The organism is Rhizobium cauense, from assembly GCF_019511525.1.
Taxonomy (GTDB): domain Bacteria; phylum Pseudomonadota; class Alphaproteobacteria; order Rhizobiales; family Rhizobiaceae; genus Rhizobium; species Rhizobium cauense.
Map to the genome: position 1 here is coordinate 528082 of NZ_JAEUAT010000002.1, position 22827 is coordinate 550908.

Annotated in this window: 20 protein-coding genes and 2 tRNA genes; 14 read left to right on the forward strand and 8 right to left on the reverse strand. The window is 58.5% G+C overall.

The window, feature by feature from the left end; all coding sequences use genetic code 11:
• Positions 1–39: 39 nt before the first annotated feature.
• The 3 genes from JNB88_RS05895 to JNB88_RS05905 all read right to left on the reverse strand — a co-directional run bounded on the left by JNB88_RS05895 (position 40) and on the right by JNB88_RS05905 (position 2403).
• On the reverse strand, positions 40–822 hold the full coding sequence (locus JNB88_RS05895; RefSeq protein WP_220354638.1) for a hypothetical protein: 783 nt from the start codon (positions 820–822) through the stop codon (positions 40–42).
• Positions 819–2147, reverse strand: coding sequence for a site-specific integrase (locus JNB88_RS05900; RefSeq protein ID WP_220354639.1), 1329 nt, complete (start codon positions 2145–2147; stop codon positions 819–821). Before JNB88_RS05900 ends, JNB88_RS05895 begins: the two co-directional genes overlap by 4 nt.
• 181 nt (positions 2148–2328) lie before the next feature.
• A tRNA-Asn gene (locus tag JNB88_RS05905) sits at positions 2329–2403 on the reverse strand.
• 117 nt (positions 2404–2520) lie between these two features.
• On the opposite strand from JNB88_RS05905, the gene JNB88_RS33430 reads away from it, so the two are divergent.
• Positions 2521–2817, forward strand: a complete 297-nt coding sequence (locus tag JNB88_RS33430; protein WP_223217082.1) for a hypothetical protein — start codon at positions 2521–2523, stop codon at positions 2815–2817.
• A 16-nt stretch (positions 2818–2833) separates the two neighbouring features.
• Here the strand turns inward: JNB88_RS33430 and JNB88_RS05910 are convergent, their stop codons facing one another.
• Both JNB88_RS05910 and JNB88_RS05915 read right to left on the reverse strand, forming a co-directional pair.
• A complete protein-coding gene (locus JNB88_RS05910) occupies positions 2834–3838 on the reverse strand; it encodes an inorganic phosphate transporter (RefSeq protein WP_037127515.1) in 1005 nt (334 codons plus the stop codon).
• A complete protein-coding gene (locus tag JNB88_RS05915) occupies positions 3838–4479 on the reverse strand; it encodes a DUF47 family protein (RefSeq protein WP_037127521.1) in 642 nt (213 codons plus the stop codon). The genes JNB88_RS05910 and JNB88_RS05915 overlap by 1 nt, the downstream gene beginning before the upstream one ends.
• 195 nt (positions 4480–4674) lie before the next feature.
• On the opposite strand from JNB88_RS05915, the gene JNB88_RS05920 reads away from it, so the two are divergent.
• The 3 genes from JNB88_RS05920 (at position 4675) to JNB88_RS05930 (ending at position 5732) form a co-directional block, all read left to right on the forward strand.
• Positions 4675–5124, forward strand: a complete 450-nt coding sequence (locus JNB88_RS05920) for a BA14K family protein (RefSeq protein WP_220354640.1) — start codon at positions 4675–4677, stop codon at positions 5122–5124.
• Between the two features lie 123 nt (positions 5125–5247).
• Positions 5248–5321, forward strand: a tRNA-Cys gene (locus JNB88_RS05925).
• 228 nt (positions 5322–5549) lie between these two features.
• Positions 5550–5732 carry a hypothetical protein gene (locus JNB88_RS05930; protein ID WP_220354641.1) on the forward strand — a complete coding sequence of 61 codons (183 nt, stop codon included), beginning with the start codon at positions 5550–5552 and terminating at the stop codon, positions 5730–5732.
• Positions 5733–5778: 46 nt separating this feature from the next.
• Here JNB88_RS05930 and JNB88_RS05935 read toward each other — a convergent pair whose 3' ends face one another.
• Positions 5779–5925 (reverse strand): hypothetical protein, encoded by a 147-nt coding sequence (locus JNB88_RS05935; RefSeq protein ID WP_220354642.1) that lies wholly within the window; start codon positions 5923–5925, stop codon positions 5779–5781.
• 361 nt (positions 5926–6286) lie between these two features.
• Here JNB88_RS05935 and JNB88_RS05940 point away from each other — a divergent pair, with 361 nt between their 5' ends.
• The 6 genes from JNB88_RS05940 to exoR all read left to right on the forward strand — a co-directional run bounded on the left by JNB88_RS05940 (position 6287) and on the right by exoR (position 14200).
• Positions 6287–6952 carry a protein-L-isoaspartate O-methyltransferase family protein gene (locus JNB88_RS05940; RefSeq protein ID WP_220354643.1) on the forward strand — a complete coding sequence of 222 codons (666 nt, stop codon included), beginning with the start codon at positions 6287–6289 and terminating at the stop codon, positions 6950–6952.
• A 221-nt stretch (positions 6953–7173) separates the two neighbouring features.
• On the forward strand, positions 7174–8058 hold the full coding sequence (locus tag JNB88_RS05945) for a DUF2497 domain-containing protein (protein ID WP_220354644.1): 885 nt from the start codon (positions 7174–7176) through the stop codon (positions 8056–8058).
• 118 nt (positions 8059–8176) lie between these two features.
• Complete coding sequence (locus JNB88_RS05950) at positions 8177–11020, forward strand: valine--tRNA ligase (RefSeq protein ID WP_220354645.1); 2844 nt, start codon at positions 8177–8179, stop codon at positions 11018–11020.
• Positions 11021–11423: 403 nt separating this feature from the next.
• A complete protein-coding gene (locus tag JNB88_RS05955) occupies positions 11424–12689 on the forward strand; it encodes an OmpP1/FadL family transporter (protein WP_220354646.1) in 1266 nt (421 codons plus the stop codon).
• A gap of 235 nt (positions 12690–12924) precedes the next feature.
• Complete coding sequence (locus JNB88_RS05960) at positions 12925–13395, forward strand: hypothetical protein (protein ID WP_220354647.1); 471 nt, start codon at positions 12925–12927, stop codon at positions 13393–13395.
• 1 nt (position 13396) lies between these two features.
• Positions 13397–14200, forward strand: a complete 804-nt coding sequence (gene exoR / locus JNB88_RS05965) for an exopolysaccharide production regulator ExoR (RefSeq protein WP_220354648.1) — start codon at positions 13397–13399, stop codon at positions 14198–14200.
• 2 nt (positions 14201–14202) lie between these two features.
• On the opposite strand, the gene xth is transcribed toward exoR, so the two are convergent.
• On the reverse strand, positions 14203–14994 hold the full coding sequence (xth, locus tag JNB88_RS05970) for an exodeoxyribonuclease III (RefSeq protein ID WP_037127534.1): 792 nt from the start codon (positions 14992–14994) through the stop codon (positions 14203–14205).
• A gap of 119 nt (positions 14995–15113) precedes the next feature.
• Positions 15114–15446, reverse strand: a complete 333-nt coding sequence (erpA, locus tag JNB88_RS05975) for an iron-sulfur cluster insertion protein ErpA (protein WP_220354649.1) — start codon at positions 15444–15446, stop codon at positions 15114–15116.
• Positions 15447–15659: 213 nt separating this feature from the next.
• On the opposite strand from erpA, the gene JNB88_RS05980 reads away from it, so the two are divergent.
• The 4 genes from JNB88_RS05980 (at position 15660) to nagZ (ending at position 22807) form a co-directional block, all read left to right on the forward strand.
• Positions 15660–16877: a deoxyguanosinetriphosphate triphosphohydrolase gene (locus JNB88_RS05980; RefSeq protein ID WP_220354650.1), complete on the forward strand. Its 1218-nt coding sequence runs from the start codon at positions 15660–15662 to the stop codon at positions 16875–16877.
• Positions 16878–16942: 65 nt separating this feature from the next.
• On the forward strand, positions 16943–18700 hold the full coding sequence (gene argS, locus JNB88_RS05985) for an arginine--tRNA ligase (protein ID WP_220354651.1): 1758 nt from the start codon (positions 16943–16945) through the stop codon (positions 18698–18700).
• Positions 18701–18759: 59 nt separating this feature from the next.
• The gene (locus JNB88_RS05990) at positions 18760–21687 is read left to right on the forward strand and encodes an SPOR domain-containing protein (RefSeq protein ID WP_220354652.1); all 2928 of its coding nucleotides are present in this window, start codon (positions 18760–18762) and stop codon (positions 21685–21687) included.
• A gap of 106 nt (positions 21688–21793) precedes the next feature.
• The gene (gene nagZ / locus JNB88_RS05995) at positions 21794–22807 is read left to right on the forward strand and encodes a beta-N-acetylhexosaminidase (protein WP_220354653.1); all 1014 of its coding nucleotides are present in this window, start codon (positions 21794–21796) and stop codon (positions 22805–22807) included.
• The last annotated feature ends 20 nt before the right edge of the window (positions 22808–22827 follow it).

The following is a 22827-nucleotide window of genomic DNA, read 5'->3' on the forward strand; positions in this document are numbered from 1 at the left end:
TTCCGTGCTTGCGGTCGTAGATAAAGAGACACAGTATTTTTAAGGACGATCACCCGGCACGGAGTGGCTTGATTTCTTCAAAAGCCTGGAAATGCTTTTAATGAGGGTCACCGGATTAGTTTCCTCGTAATCGAAATCGTCCACCGAGATGCGCTCGGGAACCTCGTACGCCGCTGGGTTGCGGTTCCATTTCACCAACGAAACCGCCTTTATTTGGCATGTTGCGTCCGCGATGGCGGCAAGCTTGCGGGAAGGGCCACCAATTTCCTCTAACGATCCGCTTATCGTTGAAAGAAGTACGCGTTCCAATTCCAGATTGTTGAATGTCTCAAGCTCGTAGTCTGAAAGCCAGAGATTGAATGCGGAGATCTTCGTAAGTAAGTCCTGCTGCACATCTTGCCGACGCGCCGCTGGAAGTCCTTCATCGTCCGGGTTGTCGTTATCGTCTAGGAAAAAGGTGATACGAGTAAGTTTGTATTTCTTTCCTTCGCCGGGGGGCAATAATGAGAGGAAGGAGTTGGTGCTCATCTGTTTGCAGTAGCCGTCGAGGGACTTGACCAACTCTTCGAAGGCGCGGTTGCGAGGCTCTGCTCTTAGCGAAGCTTCTGCATATATTGTTTGTCGGTAGGTCGCATATGCGGCGACGCCTGCAATTGCAGCGGAAACCAATGCCACCAACGTCGAAACGATGAGAGCATACTTTTCAATGCTCGACGAGAATCGGTCTTGTCTTCTGCGCCCATGACTTTGCCAGCGCTCAAGCCTGCGCCTTCTGCGGTGCGATTTCAGAATCGCAAGCTTGTTAAGTGCCGTCCAAATCATTGCCCCACCCACTTAAACTTGATCGATTCCAGCAGCGCCTGGCGTCGCTTCAACTCTGAGCCATCGCCGTAGACCGGCCGGCCAAACTCATGCCCCATCAAATCGGCTTGCATGCGATCGGAAACACCGGCGTTCTCGATGCGATCCTGAAACGTGTGGCGGAAGGAGTAGAGCGTGTGGAGCCGGGTAGGGCGCAGCTCCTCCTTCTTCATCATCTTGTTGATCAGGGCAGATGCTACGTCAGCCTTGTCCTGGTAGCGCGAGAAGCCCTCCGGATACTGCTTCGCTGCCCATAGGGCGACACCAACGAGCGGAATACGGCGGATTGAGTATTCCGTCTTCTGGCGCCGATCGGTGCGCTCCGCGACTTCCAGGTGCGGAACCTCGTCATTGAGGACGATATCCTGAGGGCGGAGGTTGCAAACCTCGCCGAGTCGCATTCCGGTTTCGATCATGATGTAGACGATGCACCGCGCGTCGAGGTTCATGGTCTGCAGCGCGTCGGGGGCGAGGATCTTGCTCTGTATCCAGTCCACCGAGAACGGGCGGCGTTTGTCGAGCTTGTTGGCGTTGGTTTCCTTGATCCGGCTCTTCGTCCAGACTTCCTTGTAGTTCGTGTGGAGGGCCTCATCGATCACGGTCAGCATGCCAAGCATGTCGCTGAAGCTGCGATTCGCCGTATAGGCCTTTAGGTTCTCGGTTTTCACCTTTTGCGTCCACCAGCTGCGATAGCGCAGAATGTCGGCCCGAACGATCCGGCCGAGTTCCATATCATCGCCGAGTTGGCTCTTGGCGTAGTCGATGGCTCGCAGGCGTGAGTTCTTATGCTTGCGCAACTGGTCGGGAGACATGCCAGTCATCCCCGCCTCATTATGCTCTTCGTAGAGCTTCCAGACGTCGTTCAGTGTAGGGGCCGGCTCGTCGGCTGTCCCCATGACCGCGTCAACAATCGTCTCGGACTGGCCGAACGCATCTTCCGCCACGGCGATGCGGCGCTCGAATTCGGCGAGGTCAGCTTCTCCAACGTCGGCCGCCGGCTTGTAGGTGAAGCCTAGCGACTGTGCTGCCCTCAGCGCGGCCTCGTAGCGCGCCACAGACGATTCCTTGCCCTCGCCATGCAGAAGAGCCTTCCACAGCGTCTCAAGCGCCTGGTGAACGTTCTCTGCGCGACTGAGCGCTTCCTTGTGATTCTTCGTCTTCAGGGATTGCTTGACGTGGACCCGGCCATCGTGTGGCGCGACCTCGACCGGAACGCGCCTGTAGTACCGGTAGATGCCGCTGGTCGGATGTTTGACCACGTATCGCGAGATATCGTCATTGGCCATGAGGGGCGGGCTTCCTTCGGCGCTTTGGTCCCGATGTAGTCCGCAATGTATCCCAAAATGTAGCCAAAACGGCAAGAGGCGCCTGATCGCTGCTCTTCGGGCGACTTTATGGGGTGGTGCTAAGTGTTTGCTAACGCTGGAAAAACGAAGGGCTGCGCTTGTGACGCAGCCCTTCTGAATCTGGCTCCCCGGGCCGGATTCGAACCGGCGACCTGTCGATTAACAGTCGAATGCTCTACCGCTGAGCTACCAGGGATCACCGCTCGCCGCGGTGTGAGTGGCCTAATACAAATGCTTGTCCGATTTGCCAAGCGGTTTTTTCAAAAAAATGACATCTGCTTGTATTCGGATTGTATAACCCCATCTCCTGTGGATGACTGAAGCACATGATACCACTGGAAAACCGCAGGCCAAGCGATTTGGAATCGACCACACGACCGGTCGTCTTGTCCTAGGCTCCGTAAGCATCCCGCTCCCCCAGTCACGGTTTGCCCGGCTGACAATCGGGGTTGTCCTGATCTTCGGCGGGATTCTCGGGTTTCTGCCGGTTCTCGGCTTCTGGATGATACCGCTGGGGTTCATCGTCCTTTCGCACGACCTGCATCCCATCCGTAGGATGCGACGGCGATTCTCCGTCTGGTGGAGCAAGAGGCGGAAACCCGCCCCCTGAACCAGTTGGAACATTATCAGCTGAATAGGCCTGCAGCCCAATAGAAGAGCGCTGAGATCAGTGCAGCGGACGGCAGGGTGATGACCCAGGCAACGACGATGTTGCCTGCCAGGCCCCAGCGCACGGCCGAAACACGGCGTGCCGCACCAACACCGATGATCGCGCCGGTGATCGTGTGCGTCGTGGAGACTGGGATACCAAGCCAAGTTGCTGCGAAGAGCGTCAGCGCCCCGCCAGTTTCAGCACAGAACCCCTGCATCGGATTGAGGCGCGTGATCTTCGATCCCATCGTGTGGACGATTCGCCAGCCGCCGAAGAGTGTTCCGAGCGCCATCGCCGTCTGACAGGAAAGAACGACCCAGAACGGTACGTGGAAACTCCCACCGAGATAACCCTGCGAGTAGAGAAGCACGGCGATGATCCCCATCGTCTTCTGCGCGTCATTGCCGCCGTGGCCGAGCGAATAGAGCGACGCGGAAGCGAATTGCATGACGCGAAATGTCCGGTCGACGGCGAACGGCGTTTGCCGGACGAAGATCCAGGAAACGACGAGCACCAGGAAGAGCGCGAGCATGAAACCGATCAACGGCGACATGACGATCGCGCCTGCTGTTTTCAGCAATCCTCCCCAGACGATCGAACTGAAGCCGACCTTCGCGAGACCCGCACCGACCAGACCGCCCACCAGCGCGTGGGAGGAGCTGGAAGGGATGCCGAAGATCCAGGTGACGATGTTCCAGATGATCGCTCCCATCAGCGCCGCGAAGATAACCAGCGGCGAGACGATGTTGGGGTCGATGATTCCCGTTCCCAGGGTTTCGGCCACGTGCAGACCAAAAAACAGGAACGCGATGAAATTGAAGAACGCCGCCCAGGCCACTGCATATTGCGGCCTGAGCACACGCGTCGAAACGATCGTTGCAATCGAATTCGCAGCATCGTGAAGCCCGTTCAAAAAATCGAAGAACAGCGCAATGGCGATCAGGGCGATCAGCAACGGAAAGGCGAGGGTGGCGTCCATCAGACGTTCTCAATCACGATGCCGCTGATTTCGTTGGCAACGTCCTCGAAACGATCGACGACCTTCTCGAGCTCGCCATAGATTTCACTGCCGATGATGTAAGCCATTGCATTCGAGGCGCCATGACGCAGGAAAAGCTCCTTCAGGCCCTGATCGTGCAGGTCGTCGGAACGTCCTTCGACGCGGGTCACCTCCTCGGCAATCGCCATCAGGCGCGGGGCGTTGGCGTTGATCCGGTCCAGGAGCGGAATGGCTTCAGCGATGAGATGGGCAGCCTGTACGATTGCCATACCCATTTCCTGCATGCGAGGATCGAATTGCGTCTGCTCAAACAGCCGGATCGTCTTGACTGTCTTGTGCATCATATCGATCGCGTCATCCATTGACTGGATAAGATCCTTGATATCAACGCGGTCGAAGGGCGTGATGAAGCTGCGGCGAACCGCGAGCAGCACTTCGCGCGTGATGTTGTCGGCGTCGTTTTCCAGTGCGACGATCCGATCACAATGGCGTTCGGTATCGTGGCCCGCCAGCAACTCGTTCAGCGACTCCGCTGCGCCCACGATCGTTCGGGAATGCTGCGCAAAAAGGTCGAAGAACCTATCTTCCCGCGGCAGAAGTTTACGAAACCAGCTGAGCATTCCATCCATCCTGTAAGAATTTTTAGGAGCCCGTCATAAATTAGCGGGACTTGCAATAAAAGTGTCACAATTGCACAGGCCGGGATTCTTTTCGGCTAGGCATTGCAAAGGCCGCAGGGAACTTGGCGCCTGCTCCACACGTTAATGCAGCAAGCGCTTGTGACGCGAGAGATGCAGGAATTGAAAGGTAAGGGAATGAGAAGACTTGCGGTGTTGGTATTGGCAATCGCGACGAGCCTCGGTGGAGTCGGTCCGTCGTTTGCCGAGAATTCCGGCGATCAGCACTCGGTTCAGAGCCGTGGCGGGTTTGGAGACTCCGGTGTGAGAAACAGCCGCAGCTACAATCGGTGCAACGTCTATCGTTGTGGCGGCAACCGCCATAGCTACTACAGGGATCGCTATCGCGGAGATCGCTATTATCGCGACGGCTATTATCGTCGAAATGACAATGATGCCGGCGCGCTGCTTGGGGGCCTTGCTGCTGGTGCGATCATCGGTGGGCTTATTGCCTCGCAGCCCCAGGCCAGGCCCGTTGGCGACACGCATGTCGATTGGTGCTACAGCCGTTACCGGTCGTATCGGGCCTATGACAACACCTATCAGCCCAATTACGGCCCGAGACGCCAGTGCAACTCGCCGTACTAGGATGAAACGAGAGAAACCGGTGGAACGGCGATCCGAATTCCTCCGGTTTTTCGACAACCCTCTTGCACTCGATTTCTATTCATTCTAAATGCCCGCCAACGCTTCGGTCATGAAGCGTCGTGAGGCCTCGTGGCGGAGTGGTGACGCAGAGGACTGCAAATCCTTGTACCCCGGTTCAATTCCGGGCGAGGCCTCCAATTTACTCCCAGTCGATAAGCTATTGATTTGCTAGCGGGCGTGTTTGATGCGCGTGGATGGGAAGCTGCCGCGCCATACTTCAGGTAGCTAAGGCCGCGTTTTCTCCATCGTCATAGTGAAAATCCGCAAGGCGCTAGATCAGTTGCACACCTTCAATAACCAAATAGGCAATTGCTGAGGTTTCGGCGGACAGCTAGGCTTCGTTTCAGTTCTGAGGAGCTCCTGCGATGCCGGCGACCAAAATGCCGCAACTGATCTTTGCCCTAAGTGTGGCGCGAGAAATGGCGGAGAGTGAACTTCACGCCGAAATGCTTGTAATCCTGATCGAGGATGCCCTGAAGGAAGCCCAGGAACATGCGTTGCGCCGTGGCATTCTCGTTGACATTGAAGAGGAGACTGAGCTGCAGTAGGGGCCGCTTCGGCGCAGCTTGCTACGACATACGCTCATGCCTGCGTTCAATTGATCCGCTGCAATGACGGCATCGGTGATACGCCGACTGTCGCGACACTGGGAGCGCCGACCCTCACAAAGGGGATAACGAGTATGATCGCCAGCAGCGCACAGATGAAAAAGCTGCCGAGCATGAGTGGTTTGACCGCCATGTCCTCTCCGTCGATTCCAAGGGAACCTCAGTATCGAGCGAAAAACTGACAATGGCCTGAAAGAGTGACGTTACCTCGTTTCGCCGTCAAACAGGCCGCAGCAGAAAATGCCAAGCAGCGTTGCAATGATGAAGAAATCGAACAAAGTGAGATATGCGATGATGTCAGGCACGACCTGCTCCTCCTCTATTCCTCCGGTTGCAATAATATCACAGGTCGATCGTTTGTTCCATGAAGGAAGAGCTCTCAGGAGAGGTTCGCGCGCTGAATTCTTGCCGCAGGCATCCGCGAAGCCTTGAAAGGCCAGAGTGCTGAGATTAAGAGACGTGCAGACAAAGCCGCTTTCACCGGGCGAGAGGACATGATGAATTTTGAATCAGCACGCGCAAATATGGTCGACAACCAGCTCCGGACGACGGACGTCACCTCGCATTCCGTGTTGACGGCCTTTATTACGGTCCCGCGCGAGGCGTTTGTTCCTGAAAAGGCCAGGGCGCTCGCATATATCGATCGTGACGTCGAAATCTGTCCTGCAGCTGCCGGCAAGCCGGCTCGCTACCTGATGCAGCCGTCGCCGCTTGCAAAGTTGCTCCAGCTTGCGGGCGTCACAAAGGATGACGTTGTACTCGAGATTGGCGCTGGTAGTGGCTACGTATCGGCTCTTTTTTCGCACCTCGCCGGCACGGTGGTTGCGGTAGAAGAGGACGAGACGCTCGCGGCGGAAGCCAAGACCAACCTTGCTGACTACGCAAACGTAACGGTCGTCACAGGGCCGCTCAGTGCAGGGAATGCGTCCGGCGCTCCCTATGATCTCATTTTTGTAAATGGCTCGGTCGAGGAGGTTCCTTCCTCCCTGCTGTCGCAGCTGCGTGACGGTGGCCGTCTTGTTACCGTTCAGGGCTACGGTGGTTCGGCGCGCGCGAAGGTCTTCGTGAACGAGCGTGGCACGGTTTCGGAAAACGTTTACTTCAACGCCTCCGTCAAGCCACTTCCGGGGTTCACCAAGGCACGCGAATTCGTCTTCTGATCCCTGGCGTATCGTAAGATTTTTCAGCGGGCGCCATCGGCGCCCGCTTTCATTTCTTGGCCAAGGAATTGTCACGTCCGCAAGGGCGGCAGAAAGCTGTGCATGGCCACATTCATTTGATTCGCGATGATTTTTTTCGATCTTGGGCTATCCTAAGGTATGGGTGATTCGGATGCCCACTCCACGCAATCCGGTCGTTTTTCGGAATAACGGGGATAGATATGGCTCAGCCAAGCGTAGCGCGTGAACCGTCCATGGAAGAGATCCTGGCGTCCATCCGCCAGATCATCGAGAGCAATGACCCCGGTGCGGGAAGGGCGCTTTCAGCGTCGTTGCCGGCGGTTTATGGCGCAGACGAGGATGAAGGCAATTCGGGCATTCATCTGACGGTCGATGAAGCTTACGCCGGAGTGGAGTTCCCCGAGCCCGCTGGCCAGCCCGACCCCCGTTTTGTTGCGGCCAACTCTGCAGGGTCGGCCCCTGTGCCCGAGGCGCAGCCGCGGGCCATGTCGCTCGCCGACGTTGCTGCGCGTGTTCGCGCGGCATCCGAGCGCAACGCTGCCCAGTTGTCGCGCGAAGCACCGCCGACCTTCCGGCAGCCGGAAGCGAGAGCTCCGGAAATCAGGGCGGATGCACCGCAACTCGCGGAGACGCCTCCTCTCGTCGCGATCGAGAAACAGTTTGTTGAAGCCGCCACCGCTCCGATTTCTAGCCCCGCGCCGAAGGTTGTCGCAGTACGCCCTCCCGTGGAAGTACCATTCGAGATGCCTGAGGCAGGTCTTGCGGAGCTGCAGTCGGTGACCGTCCAGGCAGAGGCGCCCACTCCATTCTTTGCGGAGCCTGCTGCTGAGGTCTCGCTGCCGAGCCGTATCGAAGATGCTGCTCCTCCATCGTTGCTGTCTCCCGACGCGGGGCTTCAGATTGCTCGTTCTTTCGAGGAACTTGCTGCTGCCATCGATGGCGCCGAGCGTCGCTCTCTCGACGAGATCGCCGAAGACATGCTGCGTCCGATGCTGCGCGAATGGCTGGACGACAACCTGCCAACCCTCGTCGAACGTCTCGTGCGCGAAGAGATCGAACGCGTGGCGCGCGGCCCGCGCCGCTGATCGGAAACGCCTTTTCTCAAAAAGCCGCTCCGGTCTCCGGGGCGGCTTTTTTATTGACTTGCCCGTAGCCATCCTATTTACAACCCGCATCTAAGAACCTCCAGATTTTGGTCCCCAAATGCTCGACAAGACCTACGATTCCGCTGCCGTTGAACCGAAAATCGCTGCAAAATGGGATGAGGCAGACGCCTTCCGCGCGGGCGCCAATGCCAAGCCGGGCGCAGAGACCTTTACCATCGTGATCCCGCCGCCGAATGTGACCGGCTCGCTGCACATGGGCCATGCACTGAACAACACGCTGCAGGACATCATGGTCCGCTTCGAGCGCATGCGCGGCAAGGACGTGCTCTGGCAGCCGGGCATGGACCACGCCGGTATCGCCACCCAGATGGTTGTCGAGCGCAAGCTGATGGAAAAGCAGTTGCCTGGCCGCCGCGACATGGGACGCGAGGCCTTCATCGAGAAGGTCTGGGAATGGAAGGCGGAATCAGGCGGCCTGATCTTCAACCAGCTGAAGCGCCTCGGCGCATCCTGCGACTGGTCGCGCGAGCGCTTCACGATGGACGAAGGTCTCTCGGCTGCCGTTCTTGAAGTCTTTGTAACTCTTTACAAGGAAGGCCTGATCTATCGCGACAAGCGTCTGGTCAACTGGGATCCGAAGCTTCTAACGGCGATTTCAGACATCGAGGTGGAGCAGCACGAGGTCAACGGAAACCTCTGGTATTTCCGCTATCCGCTGGAGCCTGGGGTCACGTACCAGCATCCTGTTGCCTTCGACGACGAGGGCAAGCCGACGGAATGGGAAACGCGCGACTATATTGTTGTTGCGACAACCCGCCCGGAAACGATGCTCGGCGATACCGGCGTGGCCGTTAACCCGAAGGATGACCGCTACAAGTCACTGGTTGGCAAGAATGTCATCCTGCCGATCGTCGGTCGCCGCATTCCGATCGTCGCCGACGAGTATCCGGATCCGACGGCAGGCACCGGTGCGGTCAAGATGACGCCGGCACACGATTTCAACGACTTCGATGTCGGTAAGCGCGCTGGCCTTCGTATCGTCAACGTGTTGACGGCCGATGCCAGAATCACGATCAAGGACAACGAGGATTTCCTTGAAGGCATTCCCGATGCCGCGGCACTGCACGGCGCTTGGGACGAACTTGAAGGCAAGGACCGCTTCGAGGCGCGCAAGATCATTGTTCGCATCTTCGAAGAAGGCGGCTTGCTCGACAAGGTCGAGCCCCACAAGCACACAGTCCCGCATGGCGACCGTGGCGGCGTGCCGATCGAGCCTCGCCTGACCGAGCAATGGTACGTCGATGCCAAGACGCTTGCGGAACCGGCAATCGCTTCCGTTCGCGAGGGCCGCACTCAGCTCGTCCCGCGTAGCTGGGACAAGACCTATTACGAATGGATGGAAAACATCCAACCCTGGTGCGTGTCGCGCCAGCTCTGGTGGGGCCATCAGATTCCAGCCTGGTACGGCCCGGATGGCCAGGTCTTCGTCGAAAAGACCGAAGAGGAAGCCCTGCAAGCCGCAATTCAGCACTACCTGTCGCACGAAGGTCCGATGAAGGCCTACGTCGAGGATCTGCTGGAGAATTTCAAACCGGGAGAAATCCTGACCCGCGACGAAGACGTACTCGACACCTGGTTCTCTTCCGCGCTTTGGCCGTTCTCGACACTTGGCTGGCCTGACAAGACTCCGGAACTTGAGCGCTACTATCCGACCAACGTTCTGGTCACGGGCTTCGACATCATCTTTTTCTGGGTCGCCCGTATGATGATGATGGGCCTCCACTTCATGAAGGATGATGACGGCGTTCCGGTCGAGCCGTTCCACACCGTCTACGTTCATGCGCTGGTTCGCGACAAGAACGGCCAGAAGATGTCGAAGTCTAAGGGCAATGTCATCGATCCGCTGGAGCTGATCGATGAGTACGGTGCCGACGCGCTGCGGTTCACGCTGGCGATCATGGCAGCACAGGGCCGCGACGTGAAGCTTGATCCGGCCCGTATCGCCGGTTACCGCAACTTCGGTACCAAGCTCTGGAATGCCACGCGCTTTGCAGAAATGAACGGTGCCAAGAGCGATCCGCATTTCGTGCCTGAAGCCGCTGAATTGACGATCAATCGCTGGATTCTTACGGAACTTGCCCGTACGGAACGTGACGTAACGGAAGCCTTGGAATCCTACCGCTTCAACGACGCGGCGGGCGCACTCTATCGCTTCGTCTGGAACCAGGTCTGCGATTGGTATCTCGAACTGCTGAAGCCTGTCTTCAGTGGGGCGGACGAGGGAGCCAAGAAGGAAGCGCAGGCCTGCGCGGCCTACATCCTCGAGGAGATCTACAAGCTCCTGCACCCCTTTATGCCGTTCATGACGGAAGAACTCTGGGCGCATACAGCGGGCGAAGGTATCGAGCGCGATACGCTGGTTTGCCATGCCGAGTGGCCGGCACCATCCTATGCCGATGATGCTGCCGCCGATGAGATCAACTGGCTGATCGACCTCGTTTCCGGGATCCGCTCGGTACGTGCCGAAATGAACGTGCCGCCGTCCGCGATTGCTCCGCTGGTCGTCGTCGGTGCGAACAGCCTGACGCGCGAGCGTCTGATCCGGCACGACGCAGCGATCAAGCGCCTTGCCCGCGTCGAGGGTATTTCGCTTGCCGGCGAAGCGCCGAAGGGTGCCGCGCAGATCGTGGTCGCCGAAGCAACAGCCTGCCTGCCGCTCGGCACGCTCATCGATCTCGCTGCGGAAAAGGCGCGTCTGGAGAAGGCTATAGCCAAGGCTGATGGTGAGGTCGCCCGCATCAACGGCAAGCTCTCCAATGAGAAGTTCGTTGCCAATGCGAACCCGGACGTTGTTGCCGCCGAGCGGGATCGTCTTGAGGAGCTGCAGGGACAGATTGCTAGCTTGCGGATCGCACTGTCGCGTGTATCTGAAGCGGCGTAAAATCAACGAAAAGTAGTAATAAATTCCAAGGCGCCCGATCCCGAATCGGGCGCTTTTTGTTGCGAACGGACCTGCCTCTGCGGAGGTGGGATCGATTTTCCCCGATATTCCCGACGTCGCACGTTGATTTCACACGTTTTCTGGCGCCTGACGGCGAAAAATATGAGTGTTGTTTCCGTGTTACAGGAGGGGAGGCTCGTGGAATGACCGACCTGAATTGGTTGGTTAGGTTTGCTATCTGTGGAATTTTGTTCTAATTTGCCAAGATATTGACGTGCCCGTCAATTATTTACGTAAAACATACGTTAGCTCAGTTTCCAATCACGGCCGGTCACAAAGTTGCCATTTGTCGGCATCGCCTGCACAGTCCCGCCATCGCAATTGCCTGAGTGGGGGAGACACATTGGCATCTCGTATGACATCGGCCGGCGTTCTGTCGCTTGCCCTATTTTCAAGCCTGGCGCAGCCGTCCTTCGCGGGCGGTCTGGAGCGCGGTGGTTATAATATCGATCTGCTCTTCGACCAGTCGCGGTTTTCGGCACAGTCGGCCGTGATCTACGTCATGCCGCAGCGTGAACTGAAGAATGTGCAGGACAATCCCAACCAGCGCGGAGATCTGAACGGTAGATCCCATACGGCGGACGACACTGAGAATTATGCAGTGCCGTACGTCGGATTCAAGGCAGGATACGAAGGCGTCGACTGCCTGTTCGATTATTCCGAGCCGTTCGGTGCTCACACCAATCCTGGCGTAAACTGGGCGGGTGCCAACAACAACGTAGAGACGAAGGTCAACAGCGAGAACTACGCTGCGACCTGTTCCTACAAGTTTGACGTCGGTCCGGGACAGCTACGCCTCATTGGCGGCGGCTTCTATCAGCGTATTGACGGCTTCCAGGAGAAGCTGATTGCTCCCATTCCGTTTCCCGCTTCAACGCTCTTTAGCGGCGTTGGTCGCCTCGACTTGGATGACGACGGATATGGATGGAGAACGGGCGTTGCATACGAAATACCCGAGTATGCTATGCGGGCAAGCCTCGTATACAACAGTAGGGTAAAGTACGACGATCTCCAGGGAGTGGTCGACCTTACGCAAGTGCCGCGGTCCGTCGATCCGACCAATCTTTTCCTCGGTCGAAAGACAGATGTGTACGGTTCCGCTGAGGCGCCCGACTCCCTCGAGTTGAAGCTTCAGAGCGGTATTGCGCCCGATTGGTTAGCCTTCGGATCCGTGAAGTGGACAAATTGGAGTGTCCTACAATCCATCCCACTGTGCCCGACGTCCACGAAGGGGCTGATTGCTTGCACGCCCTCCAGCCGCGCAAAGCTCACGTCGCTTGACCTGCTGTATCAGGATGGCTGGACTATTACGGGCGGCATTGGTCACAAGTTCAACGAACAGTGGACCGGTGCTGTCAGTCTCACTTGGGATCGCGGCACGAGCCATGGCTACGGTGCGCAGACAGACAGCTGGACCGTTGGTGTTGGTGCTGCCTACAACCCGACGCAGAACATCGAATGGCGTCTTGCCGGCGCCCTTGGTGTCCTGACGAGCGGCTCCTCAGGTGTCCTGGTTCAAGATGGCGTCACCTACGGCAATGACGTCTCCTACGACTTCGGCAACGATCTCGTGGCCGCCGTCTCGACCAGCATCAAGGTGAAATTCTAAGTTTCAAAGATGAGCCTCAGATCAGCCCGGCAAAATTGCCGGGCTTTTCTTTATGTACGGCTCGTTAAGCATGCCGTTTTGGCGTCTCATTTTGTGACGATTCAGCAACAGTTTTTTACCAGCATTTGAGTAAGATGATCTCACGATGAAATTGTCCATTTCCCGCCACAAACTAGGCGCAGCGCTATATGCGGGCGAGGGAATGACAGGCGTAGGGTGTGCGTAAAAGAGTACGATGAGCGAGTTTGTGGCGGGTGCAGTCAGGATCGATGAAGGGTACGGCAGAGATGCCGCCGCTTTCGCCGTTTTCCTTTTCCCGCAAGGCGATTCCGCCGCAGAAGTTCGCTCTGACGTTGCGCTTCCCTATTTCTCTTTCCCCTCGTTTTCAGATCGGCCGGCGTCATCGGAATCGGCTTCCGGTAACATCGACACAGGTTTGGTCACAATTGGTGATTACCTTTTCTTTGACGGCCAAAAGGCGCATCGCCTGGCCGTGGGAGCGAGGAAAATGGCATCGCGAATGAACCGCGCCGGGCAGCGGGCGGAAAAGATCGATGCGCTTGGAATTGACGTTCTCGAAGGAGAACTGAAGGCTGGATGCGACGCGGGCAAAGGGGCCTCAGAGCTCACCGCGGGATCGCTCGCCGGGAGGAATGCATCTGTGGGGCCAAAGGCCATGCGGGTGGAAGCGAAAGAAACCGAGTGAAATGCTGACGTCCGAGTTCAGACCTTTCAGATTGATGCTTGCGGGGCTTTGCATAGCCTGTTCGGCGGCGGTTGCTTCGCCGGCGGGCGCATTTGACATCAAGTCGGGCGTTTCGAAGGAGTCCGGCCCCTTCGATCTCTTCAAGTTCGGCTTCAAGGCCTACAAGAATGGTCAGAAGGAAGAAGCGGTCGAAGCTTATAAGTATGCAGCCGAGAAGGGGCATACTGGTTCCCGCTGGGCGCTGGCGAACATGTATGCAGACGGCGACGGCGTCGCGCAGGATGACTTCGAGGCATTCAAGATTTACAGCGAGATCGCACAGCAGGGGGTCGAACCCGGCTCCGAGGATACTGGCTTCTTCGTCAACGCGTTGCTCTCGCTTGCCAACTATTACAAGCACGGAATTCCCGGCAGCCCTATTAAGACCGATCTCAGCCAGGCGCGTCAGCTCTACTTCCAGGTTGCTTCGACATTTGGCGTGCCTGAGGCGCAGTTCCAGCTGGCGCAGATGATGCTGGCTGGCCAGGGCGGCGGCACCAGCACACAGCAGGCGAAGAAGTGGCTCAATCAGGCCCGCAAGAGCGGCCATCCCGGTGCCATGGCTGTCTTCGGCAACATCCTGTTTCAGGAAGGGCAGGCTGCCAACGGGCTCGCCCTGATGACCGCTGCGCTCGACCGCTGCAAGCCGAAGGACTGCAGCTGGATGGAGTCGCTGCAGGAACAGGCTTTCTCGGTCGCAACGGAAAGTGACCGCCGCTCGGCTGTCGCGCTTTCTCACAAGATCGCTGCTAGCGGCACCGACTAGAGTCAGGCCGCAAAATCGAAGTAGGCCACGACGGGCACGTGGTCCGACGGCTTCTCCCAGGCACGAACATGTTTCTCGATTGCCGATGACGTCATGCGGTCGGCAGCTTCCGGCGAAAGCAGGAGGTGGTCGATGCGGATGCCGTTGTTCTTCTGCCATGCGCCCGCCTGATAATCCCAGAACGAGTAAAGCTGCGTGGCATCCGTTGTCGCGCGAACGGCATCGGTCAATCCAAGCGCTTCAAGTCGACGGAAAGACTGGCGTGTCTGCGGCAGGAACAGCGCATCGTTCTCCCAAACTTTCGGATCGAAGCAATCGTGCGGCTCTGGGATGACGTTGTAGTCACCGGCCAGGATCAGGATTTCCTCGTAGGCCAGGCGCTCGGCCGCGAACGCGCGTAAGCGCTCCATCCAGGCGAGCTTGTAGGTGTATTTCTCCGTTTCAACAGGATTGCCGTTCGGCAGGTAAAGGCAGCATACACGCGCCACCCGATTGCCCGGCAGCGAAAAGACGGCTTCCAGAAAGCGGGCCTGCTCGTCGAGCGGATCGCCCGGCAGTCCGCGACTTACTTCATCGGGCTTGGTCTTGGAGAGGATCGCGACCCCATTGAAGCCTTTCTGGCCATGTGTCTCTACGTGATAGCCCATGGCTTCGATTTCGAGCCTCGGAAATCCCTCGTCGATCGTCTTGATCTCCTGCAGGCAGACGATATCGGGATTGGAGTCTTTCAACCACTGTGTCAGGTTGTCGATGCGCGCCTTGACGCCGTTTATGTTCCAGGTCGCGATCTTCATGGAGTGTCCTGTTCCGCTTCGTCGGCTTCTTGTATCGCGGTCTTTCTAGCGCGGACAAGACTATAAACCGGCCGGAAGGAATTCTTCGGCCGGTTCGATGTGGATACCTGGGAGAGGGGCTAGATCGAGAAGCTTGTGCCGCAGCCGCAGCTTGCAACCGCATTGGGATTCTTGATCTGAAAGGATTGACCGAGGAGATTGTCGACGAAGTCGATCTCTGATCCGGCCATGTAGACCAGTGAGAGACTATCGATCAGCACCTTCGCGTCGTTCTTTTCAACGATGGTGTCGTCGTCCTGCGCATCATCGGCAAGGTCGAATTTATAGGAAAAGCCCGAACAACCGCCGCCTTCCACGGAAACGCGCAACGCGTTCTTCCCGGGTTCGGTGCCGACGATTGCCGCGATTCGTTTTGCCGCGGCATCGGAAAGGGTTACACTTACGTCCGTCATGTTTGCTCCTGCCGGGGTCAAGATCCGGAGAGAATACCTGTTAGCCGCTGGTTTCAAACGGCTGATTTCAAAGCTACTTACGCTCTATACCACGAAAGCGAAGGTTCGGGCAAAATGACTGCGAAAGCATCACTTTGCCGTTTATGCTCTCTATAGGTATGAAGAGCGAAACGCGGCGTCAATGGGCGGCTGCATATCGGGCAACGGTGACGAATGACGATCGACAGGCATGCTTTGGGATACGGCAACAGCGACACGGCGGTCTATGCGTCCGATCCCTGGGCGACGCGCGGAAGGCTCTATCCCGAGGATCTCAGCCCAACTCGTTCCGAGTTCCAGCGTGACCGCGACCGCATTGTTCACACGACCGCATTTCGGCGATTGAAGCACAAGACGCAGGTCTTCATCGCCCAGGATGGTGACCACTACCGGACCCGGCTGACACACACGATCGAGGTTGCGCAGGTGGCGAGAGCGCTTGCGAGGGCTTTGAGGCTGGATGAGGACCTCGCGGAAGGCGTGGCGCTCGTGCACGATTTTGGCCACACGCCTTTCGGCCATACCGGCGAGGATGCGCTGCACGAGGTTCTGCTGCCCTATGGCGGCTTCGATCACAACGCCCAGTCGTTGCGTATCGTCACCAAGCTTGAGCGCCGCTATGCCGATTTCGACGGTATCAATCTGACGTGGGAAAGTCTGGAAGGTCTCGTCAAGCACAACGGCCCGCTCCTGACGAAGGATGGTGTTGGCACGCGCGGGCCGGTTCCTCAGCCGATCCTGGATTATTGCGAGATCCACGATCTGGAATTGGATACCTATGCAAGCCTTGAGGCGCAGGTGGCCGCGATCGCCGACGATATCGCCTACAATACGCATGATATCGACGACGGGCTTCGCTCCGGCTACCTGACCTTCGATATGCTGGAGGAGATCCCGTTTCTGGCGGGGCTGATGGCCGAGGTGCGGGAGCGCCACCCAAATCTCGAGGCCAGCCGCTTTACACACGAGATCATGCGCCGCCAGATTACCCGCATGGTCGAGGACGTCATTTCCGTTGCCCAGCGTGGTCTTGCGGAGATCAAGCCGAAAAGCGCGACGGATGTTCGCCAAGCCAATCGGGTGATCGCGACTTTCTCCGACGAAATGTCGGAAACCGACCGGCAGATCAAGGCGATGCTTTTCAAACGCATCTACCGGCATCCCGAGATCATGCGCATCCGTGCCGGTGCCGCGCAGATCGTGACTGATCTCTTCGGTGCCTACATGGCCAATCCGCAGGAGATGCAGAGCCACTATTGGGTGGATCATATCGCTGGACTTGCCGAAGCGGCGAGGGCGCGCCATGTGGGCGATTATCTGGCGGGGATGACCGACACCTACGCGATCAGCGCCCACAGGCGATTGTTTGACCACACTCCGGATTTGCGATAGGCAGCGGTCGCCCGGCCAAGACCGGACAAATGCCTTGTGGCACAGCCTATGCATGGAAGAGTGCGATGAACCTTTTTACCGATTTCGACGCCAGGATTAAAACCGCCCTTGAACAGATCGATCTGGTCAAGGAGAAGCGATCCGAGCTGGATTTCGGCCGCATCGCGATCGAGCCGCCCCGCGATCCAAGCCACGGTGATGTTGCGACGAACGCCGCGATGGTGTTGGCAAAGCCGCTCGGGACAAATCCGCGCGCTCTCGCGGAGATCATCACGGAGAAGTTGAAGGAAGACGCCGACGTTGCTGATGTCTCGGTGGCTGGCCCCGGCTTCATCAACATCAGGCTCTCCGTCGGCTACTGGCAGCGCCTGCTCGCTTCGATGATCGAGGCTGGTACGGACTACGGGCGCTCTGAGCTCGGCGCCGGCAAGCGCGTGAACGTCGAATATGTATCGGCCAACCCGACCGGGCCCATGCACGTCGGCCACTGCCGCGGCGCTGTTGTCGGCGACGCGTTGGCCAATCTGCTTTCCTTCGCCGGCTTCGAGGTCGTAAAGGAATACTACATCAACGACGCCGGCTCTCAAATCGACGTCCTGGCGCGCTCTGTCTTCCTGCGTTATCGCGAAGCGCTTGGTGAGAAGATCGGAGAGATTCCGTCTGGACTTTATCCGGGCGACTACCTCATTCCGGTCGGGCAGTCACTGGCCCGTGACTACGGTGTAAAGCTGCACAACATGCCGGAAGACCAGTGGATGCCGCTCGTCAAGGATCGCACTATCGACGCGATGATGGCGATGATCCGCGAGGATCTGGATGCGTTGAATGTGCATCATGATGTCTTCTTTTCGGAGCGCACGCTGCATGCAAACGGCGCAGCCGCGATCCGTACGGCAATCAACGACCTGACATTCAAGGGGCACGTCTACAAGGGCACGCTGCCTCCGCCGAAGGGCCAGCTGCCGGAGGATTGGGAAGATCGCGAACAGACGCTTTTCCGCTCCACGGAAGTTGGTGATGATATGGATCGGCCGCTGATCAAGTCTGACGGCTCCTACACCTATTTCGCTGCTGACGTCGCCTACTTCAAGAACAAATTTGACCGTGATTTCAACGAGATGATCTATGTTCTCGGTGCCGACCATGGCGGCTATGTGAAACGCCTGGAGGCTGTCGCTCGGGGCGTTTCCGAAGGTAAGGCAAAGCTGACGGTTCTTCTTTGCCAGCTCGTGAAGCTGTTCCGCAACGGCGAGCCGGTCAAGATGTCGAAGCGCTCGGGTGACTTCGTGACGCTCCGCGATGTCGTCGAGGAAGTCGGTCGCGATTCGGTTCGTTTCATGATGCTCTACCGGAAAAGTTCGGAACCGCTGGACTTCGATTTCGCCAAAGTAACGGAGCAGTCGAAGGATAATCCGGTGTTCTACGTGCAGTATGCGCATGCGCGCTGCATGTCTGTTTTCCGTCAGGCGAAAGAGGCGTTTCCTGACCTCGATGTTACCCCCGCCGACCTTGCGAAAGCGGTTGCAGGCATCTCGGATCCCGCGGAATTGCAAATGGTTGCGAAGGCCGCGGAGTTTCCACGCTTGGTTGAGTCGGCGGCACAGTCACAGGAGCCGCATCGCGTCGTATTTTACCTCTATGATCTGGCTAGTTCTTTCCATGCGCACTGGAATAAAGGCAAGGATCAAGTAGACTTACGATTTATTAACGATAAGAACCGAGAATCGAGTATAGCCAGATTAGGGCTGGTGTACGCCGTTGCGTCGGTTTTGAAGTCGGGACTTGCCATTGCGGGTACGGCTGCACCGGACGAGATGCGGTAGCGTCACCATTTACCCACAATGCTCTGGCATAAACCTTAGCAGTTGCGAGTGGGATGAGTATGGCAGACAAGCAGCGGGCGTATGACACGCGTAAGAATACGGACCTCTTTGCCGACGATGATCCTTTGGCGGAACTTGCCCGCATCGTCGGCTTCGAACCGAGAGTAGCAGCCAACACCGTTGACGATGCGCCCCGGCAGGAGCCAGCGTTCAATCTTGAGGATGAGTTGTTGCGCGAGTTTGAGCGCTACGATGAACCTCAGGTCGCAGCTTTTGATCGTATGCCCGAGCCGGCATTCGAGCAAACGGTTGCGCTTCCGGGGGGTGACGTCGATGTCACTCCGATTGCTTCGGTTGAGCCCGAATTTCCCATCGAGCCCGAGGCTGTCGTCGAGCCGGTTAGCCAGTCGCCGGAAGCCGCCTCCAACCTGACATCTGCTGTCTGGGCGTCGAATGCCATCCGTCAGTCGGAGCCAGTCACAGGCGGCGCTCGCGATCTGATCGAAGAGCTTGAGATGTCGATCAGCGCGTCGCCGGCTCCGGTCACGCCGGACGCTCCGTCTGCCAAGGCGCCGCAGTGGTCAGCGGCCAGCATCCGGCTACCGATCGCAAACTTCCATCCCGCGCGTCGCGATGAACCGACACCGCCGATTGTTGCTCCGGCGCCTGTTGCGGTCGAGCCGACCGTTGATGCGGCGGAGAGTGTTGCCGCGTTTGAAATGCCGGTCGCAGCAGGATTCCCTGCTGAGATCGATCGGCACGAAGAGCCGGAAGCGGCCTCCACCCCGGCGGTTGTCGAGCCTCTTATCGATCATAGCGCCTTCGATCTGGCCGCGGCCACGAAAGATGGCGTCGTCCAGGCAGACGCAGCGCTGACGGAAGCGGCTCCGACCGAAATCGACGATATCGCTTTCGATATCGACGAACTCCTCGCGGACGTGTCGCAATACCCTGTTCCGGAACGTCAGGTCGCGCCAGGCGAGGACCTCGCCGAGACGCCGCGTTCACCTGAGCCTGTCGGCCTGGTCACTCCCGTGGTTGCTCCGATGCCGAAACCGGTTGCGCAGCCTGTGCCTGCCGCAGTTGCCAAGAGCGAGCCCGAAGGCGACGATCCTTTCGCCGGTCATGACTTCGAACTCGATCTCGAAGGTATCGAGCTGGAGCTGGCCGATTTTGACTTTGCGGATCCGGTCAAGGCGCAGTCGCAGCCTGTCGAGCCGCCAAGATCTCAGGTTCAGATCGACAGCGTTGCACCGCAGTCAGCTTCCCCGATCGCTACCTTCCAGCCAGCCGCTCCGGTCGCTCCCGCCTCTGTGATCCGACAGGCCCCCGAACAGGTAGCTGTCACCAGACAGCCGGCGACACCTGCCTTCTCGGCAGACGCCGGCGATGACCTCCCGTTTGACCCATCCATGATCTCTGATGCGGAATATCATCCGGAAGCGGTCGAAGAGATGCACGTGCCTGTGCTGCCGCCGGTCGAGCAGCCGGAGCCGGTCGTTGCGACCTCCGATTTCGATTTCGACGTTGATGCCGAGATCGCAAATCTCCTCACTCCGGCGAAGCCGGCTGAAGCACCGGCGAAGGCTGCCGTCGAGGAATGGCGTACTCGTGCGCCGATTTCCGTAGCGCCGAGCACGATGACAGCTGCTCCGGTAGCCAAGCAGGCGCCGTTGCAGAGTTTCGACGAGTTCGAGCGAGCTCTCGAGGAAGACTTCCGGCGCAGCGTCAATGAGCCGGTCCAGCGCCGCGAGAACGTCTCGCAGGTTCAGATTCAATCGGCCAGCGAAGCTGAGGACATGAGCCGTGCGCGCTCGATGAAGCGGATGCTGGCTGCCGCTGCGGCGATCGTGGTATTTGGTGGCGTCGCCTACGCCGGTTATACGTTCCTGGCGCGTGACGGAGGTCTCGGTATAGCCTCCGGTGAGCCGCGCGTGATTGTCGCGGACAAGGACCCTGTGAAGGTCGTGCCTGAGAATCCGGGCGGCAAGACTGTCCCCAACCAGGACAAGGCCGTCTACGACAGCGTCGGTGGTGCGGCCGCCGAAGCGCCGAAGCAGAAGGCCCTGGTATCAAGTGACGAGCAGCCGGTCGACGTTGTGCAGCGTACGCTGACGCCGGAGACGCTGCCTGAGGATAATGATGGCGATATCGCAGCGCCGATGTCGACACCGGTCGGTGATACTCAGGATCCGCGCCTGTTGCCGAGCCAGGATACGGCTGCCGCTGATGACGCCGATGCGAACCAGGCGCCTTCGGTCGCTGCCCGAAAGGTTCGTACGATGATTGTTCGGCCGGATGGCACGCTCGTTGCCCGGGAAGAGCCGGCTCCGGAAGCGACTGCTCCAAGCCTGCCGAAGGCTACTTCGGTTCAAACGCAGAAGATCACGGCTGGCGCCAAGCCTGCGGGTGGATCTGCCGCAAGCTTCCCGGCGTCAGCACAGGTCGCTTCTGCAGACATACGGTCGACCCCGGTTGAAGAAACCAAGCCTACGGCGGCACAGGCTCCTTCGGAGAGCACGCTGGCCAAGGCCGCCGCAGCGACGCCCGCCAACGTTGACCCGCCGGTCCGGGCGGTGAAGAGCTCCCCTGTTAGTGACACCGCGCCCGCTCCTGCTCAGCGGCCGACCGTGCAGGCCGCCGAAGCTGCTACCCCGCCCGTCGAGGCGCCGGCAGCCCAGAAGCCCAAGGACGTTGCTGCTGTTTCGCCGGCTGCGACACAGGCTCAACCGGTCGCCGCAGCTGGTGGCTACGGCGTCCAGATCGCATCGCTTCCCTCCGAGGAAGAGGCGAAGAAGTCCTATGCAAGCCTTTCGAAGAAATTCGCAAGCGTGCTTGGCGGTCGCAGCTATGAGATCCGCAAGGCCGAGATTGCAGGCAAGGGAACATTCTATCGCGTTCGTATCCCGGTGGGATCGAAGGATGAAGCTGCGGCCGTATGCGAAAAGTACCGTGCCGCAGGCGGTAGTTGCCTTATCTCCAAGTAACTTCTGGTCGCGTTATCGAAGCGGCGGGCCTGACGGTCCGCCGCTTTTTTTGTGAATGCTGGTTGACGCCGCTCGTATTTCCGCGCGGCACCTCTATGATTCGGGTATGACCGAATCGAAAGCAATGATCCTTGGCTGTAGCGGCCTTTCCCTCACTCCCGAAGAAAAGGCGTTTTACAACGCCGAGCGCCCCTGGGGTTTCATTCTTTTCGGGCGCAACATTTCCGAGCCGAAGCAGATCAGCGAACTCGTTGCGGAAATGCGCGACGCTGTCGGGTGGCACGCACCCGTTCTCATCGACCAGGAAGGCGGGCGCGTCCAGCGCATTCGACCGCCAATCTTTCAGCATTATCCCTCGGGACAACAGCTCGGCGACATCTACAGGCAGAACCGGGAGAAGGGACTCCGAGCGGCCTGGCTGATGTCGCGTCTGCACGCATTCGATCTTTCCAAGCTTGAGATCAACGTGGATTGCCTTCCGGTACTGGATGTGCCGGTTGAGGGTAGCAGCAACGTGATCGGCAACCGTGCCTATGGCGGCGATCCGGTGACGGTGACGGACATGGGACGAGCTGCTTCTGCGGGCCTGAAGGCTGGTGGCCTTCTGCCCGTAATGAAGCATATGCCGGGCCACGGGCGCGGGTTCGCGGACTCCCACCACGAGTTGCCGGTTGTCACGGTTTCACGCGCGGAACTCGAGGCGCACGATTTTCCGCCGTTTATCGCCCTGAAGGACGAGTTGATGGCCATGACGTGTCATGTCGTGTTTGCGGCCATTGATGCCGAACGTCCTGCTACCACCTCGCGCAAAGTGATCGACGGCATTATCCGCCAGCATATCGGCTTCAACGGGCTGTTGCTTTCCGACGATACATCGATGAATGCTCTTGCCGGCACGATCGGCGAGCGCGCGGCCAACATCATTGCCGGTGGATGTGATATTGTGTTGCATTGCAATGGCCACATGGACGAGATGCAGCAGGTCGTTGCAAACGTGCCGCTCTTGCAGGGCCAGTCGCTGCAGCGTACGCAAGCGGTATTGAGAGGCTTCCCAACGGCCGATGCGGCCGATGAAAGCGCAATCCGCGCGGAATTCGACGAGATGTTTGCGACTGTCTGATCGCGAAAGGAGCAGGGCAG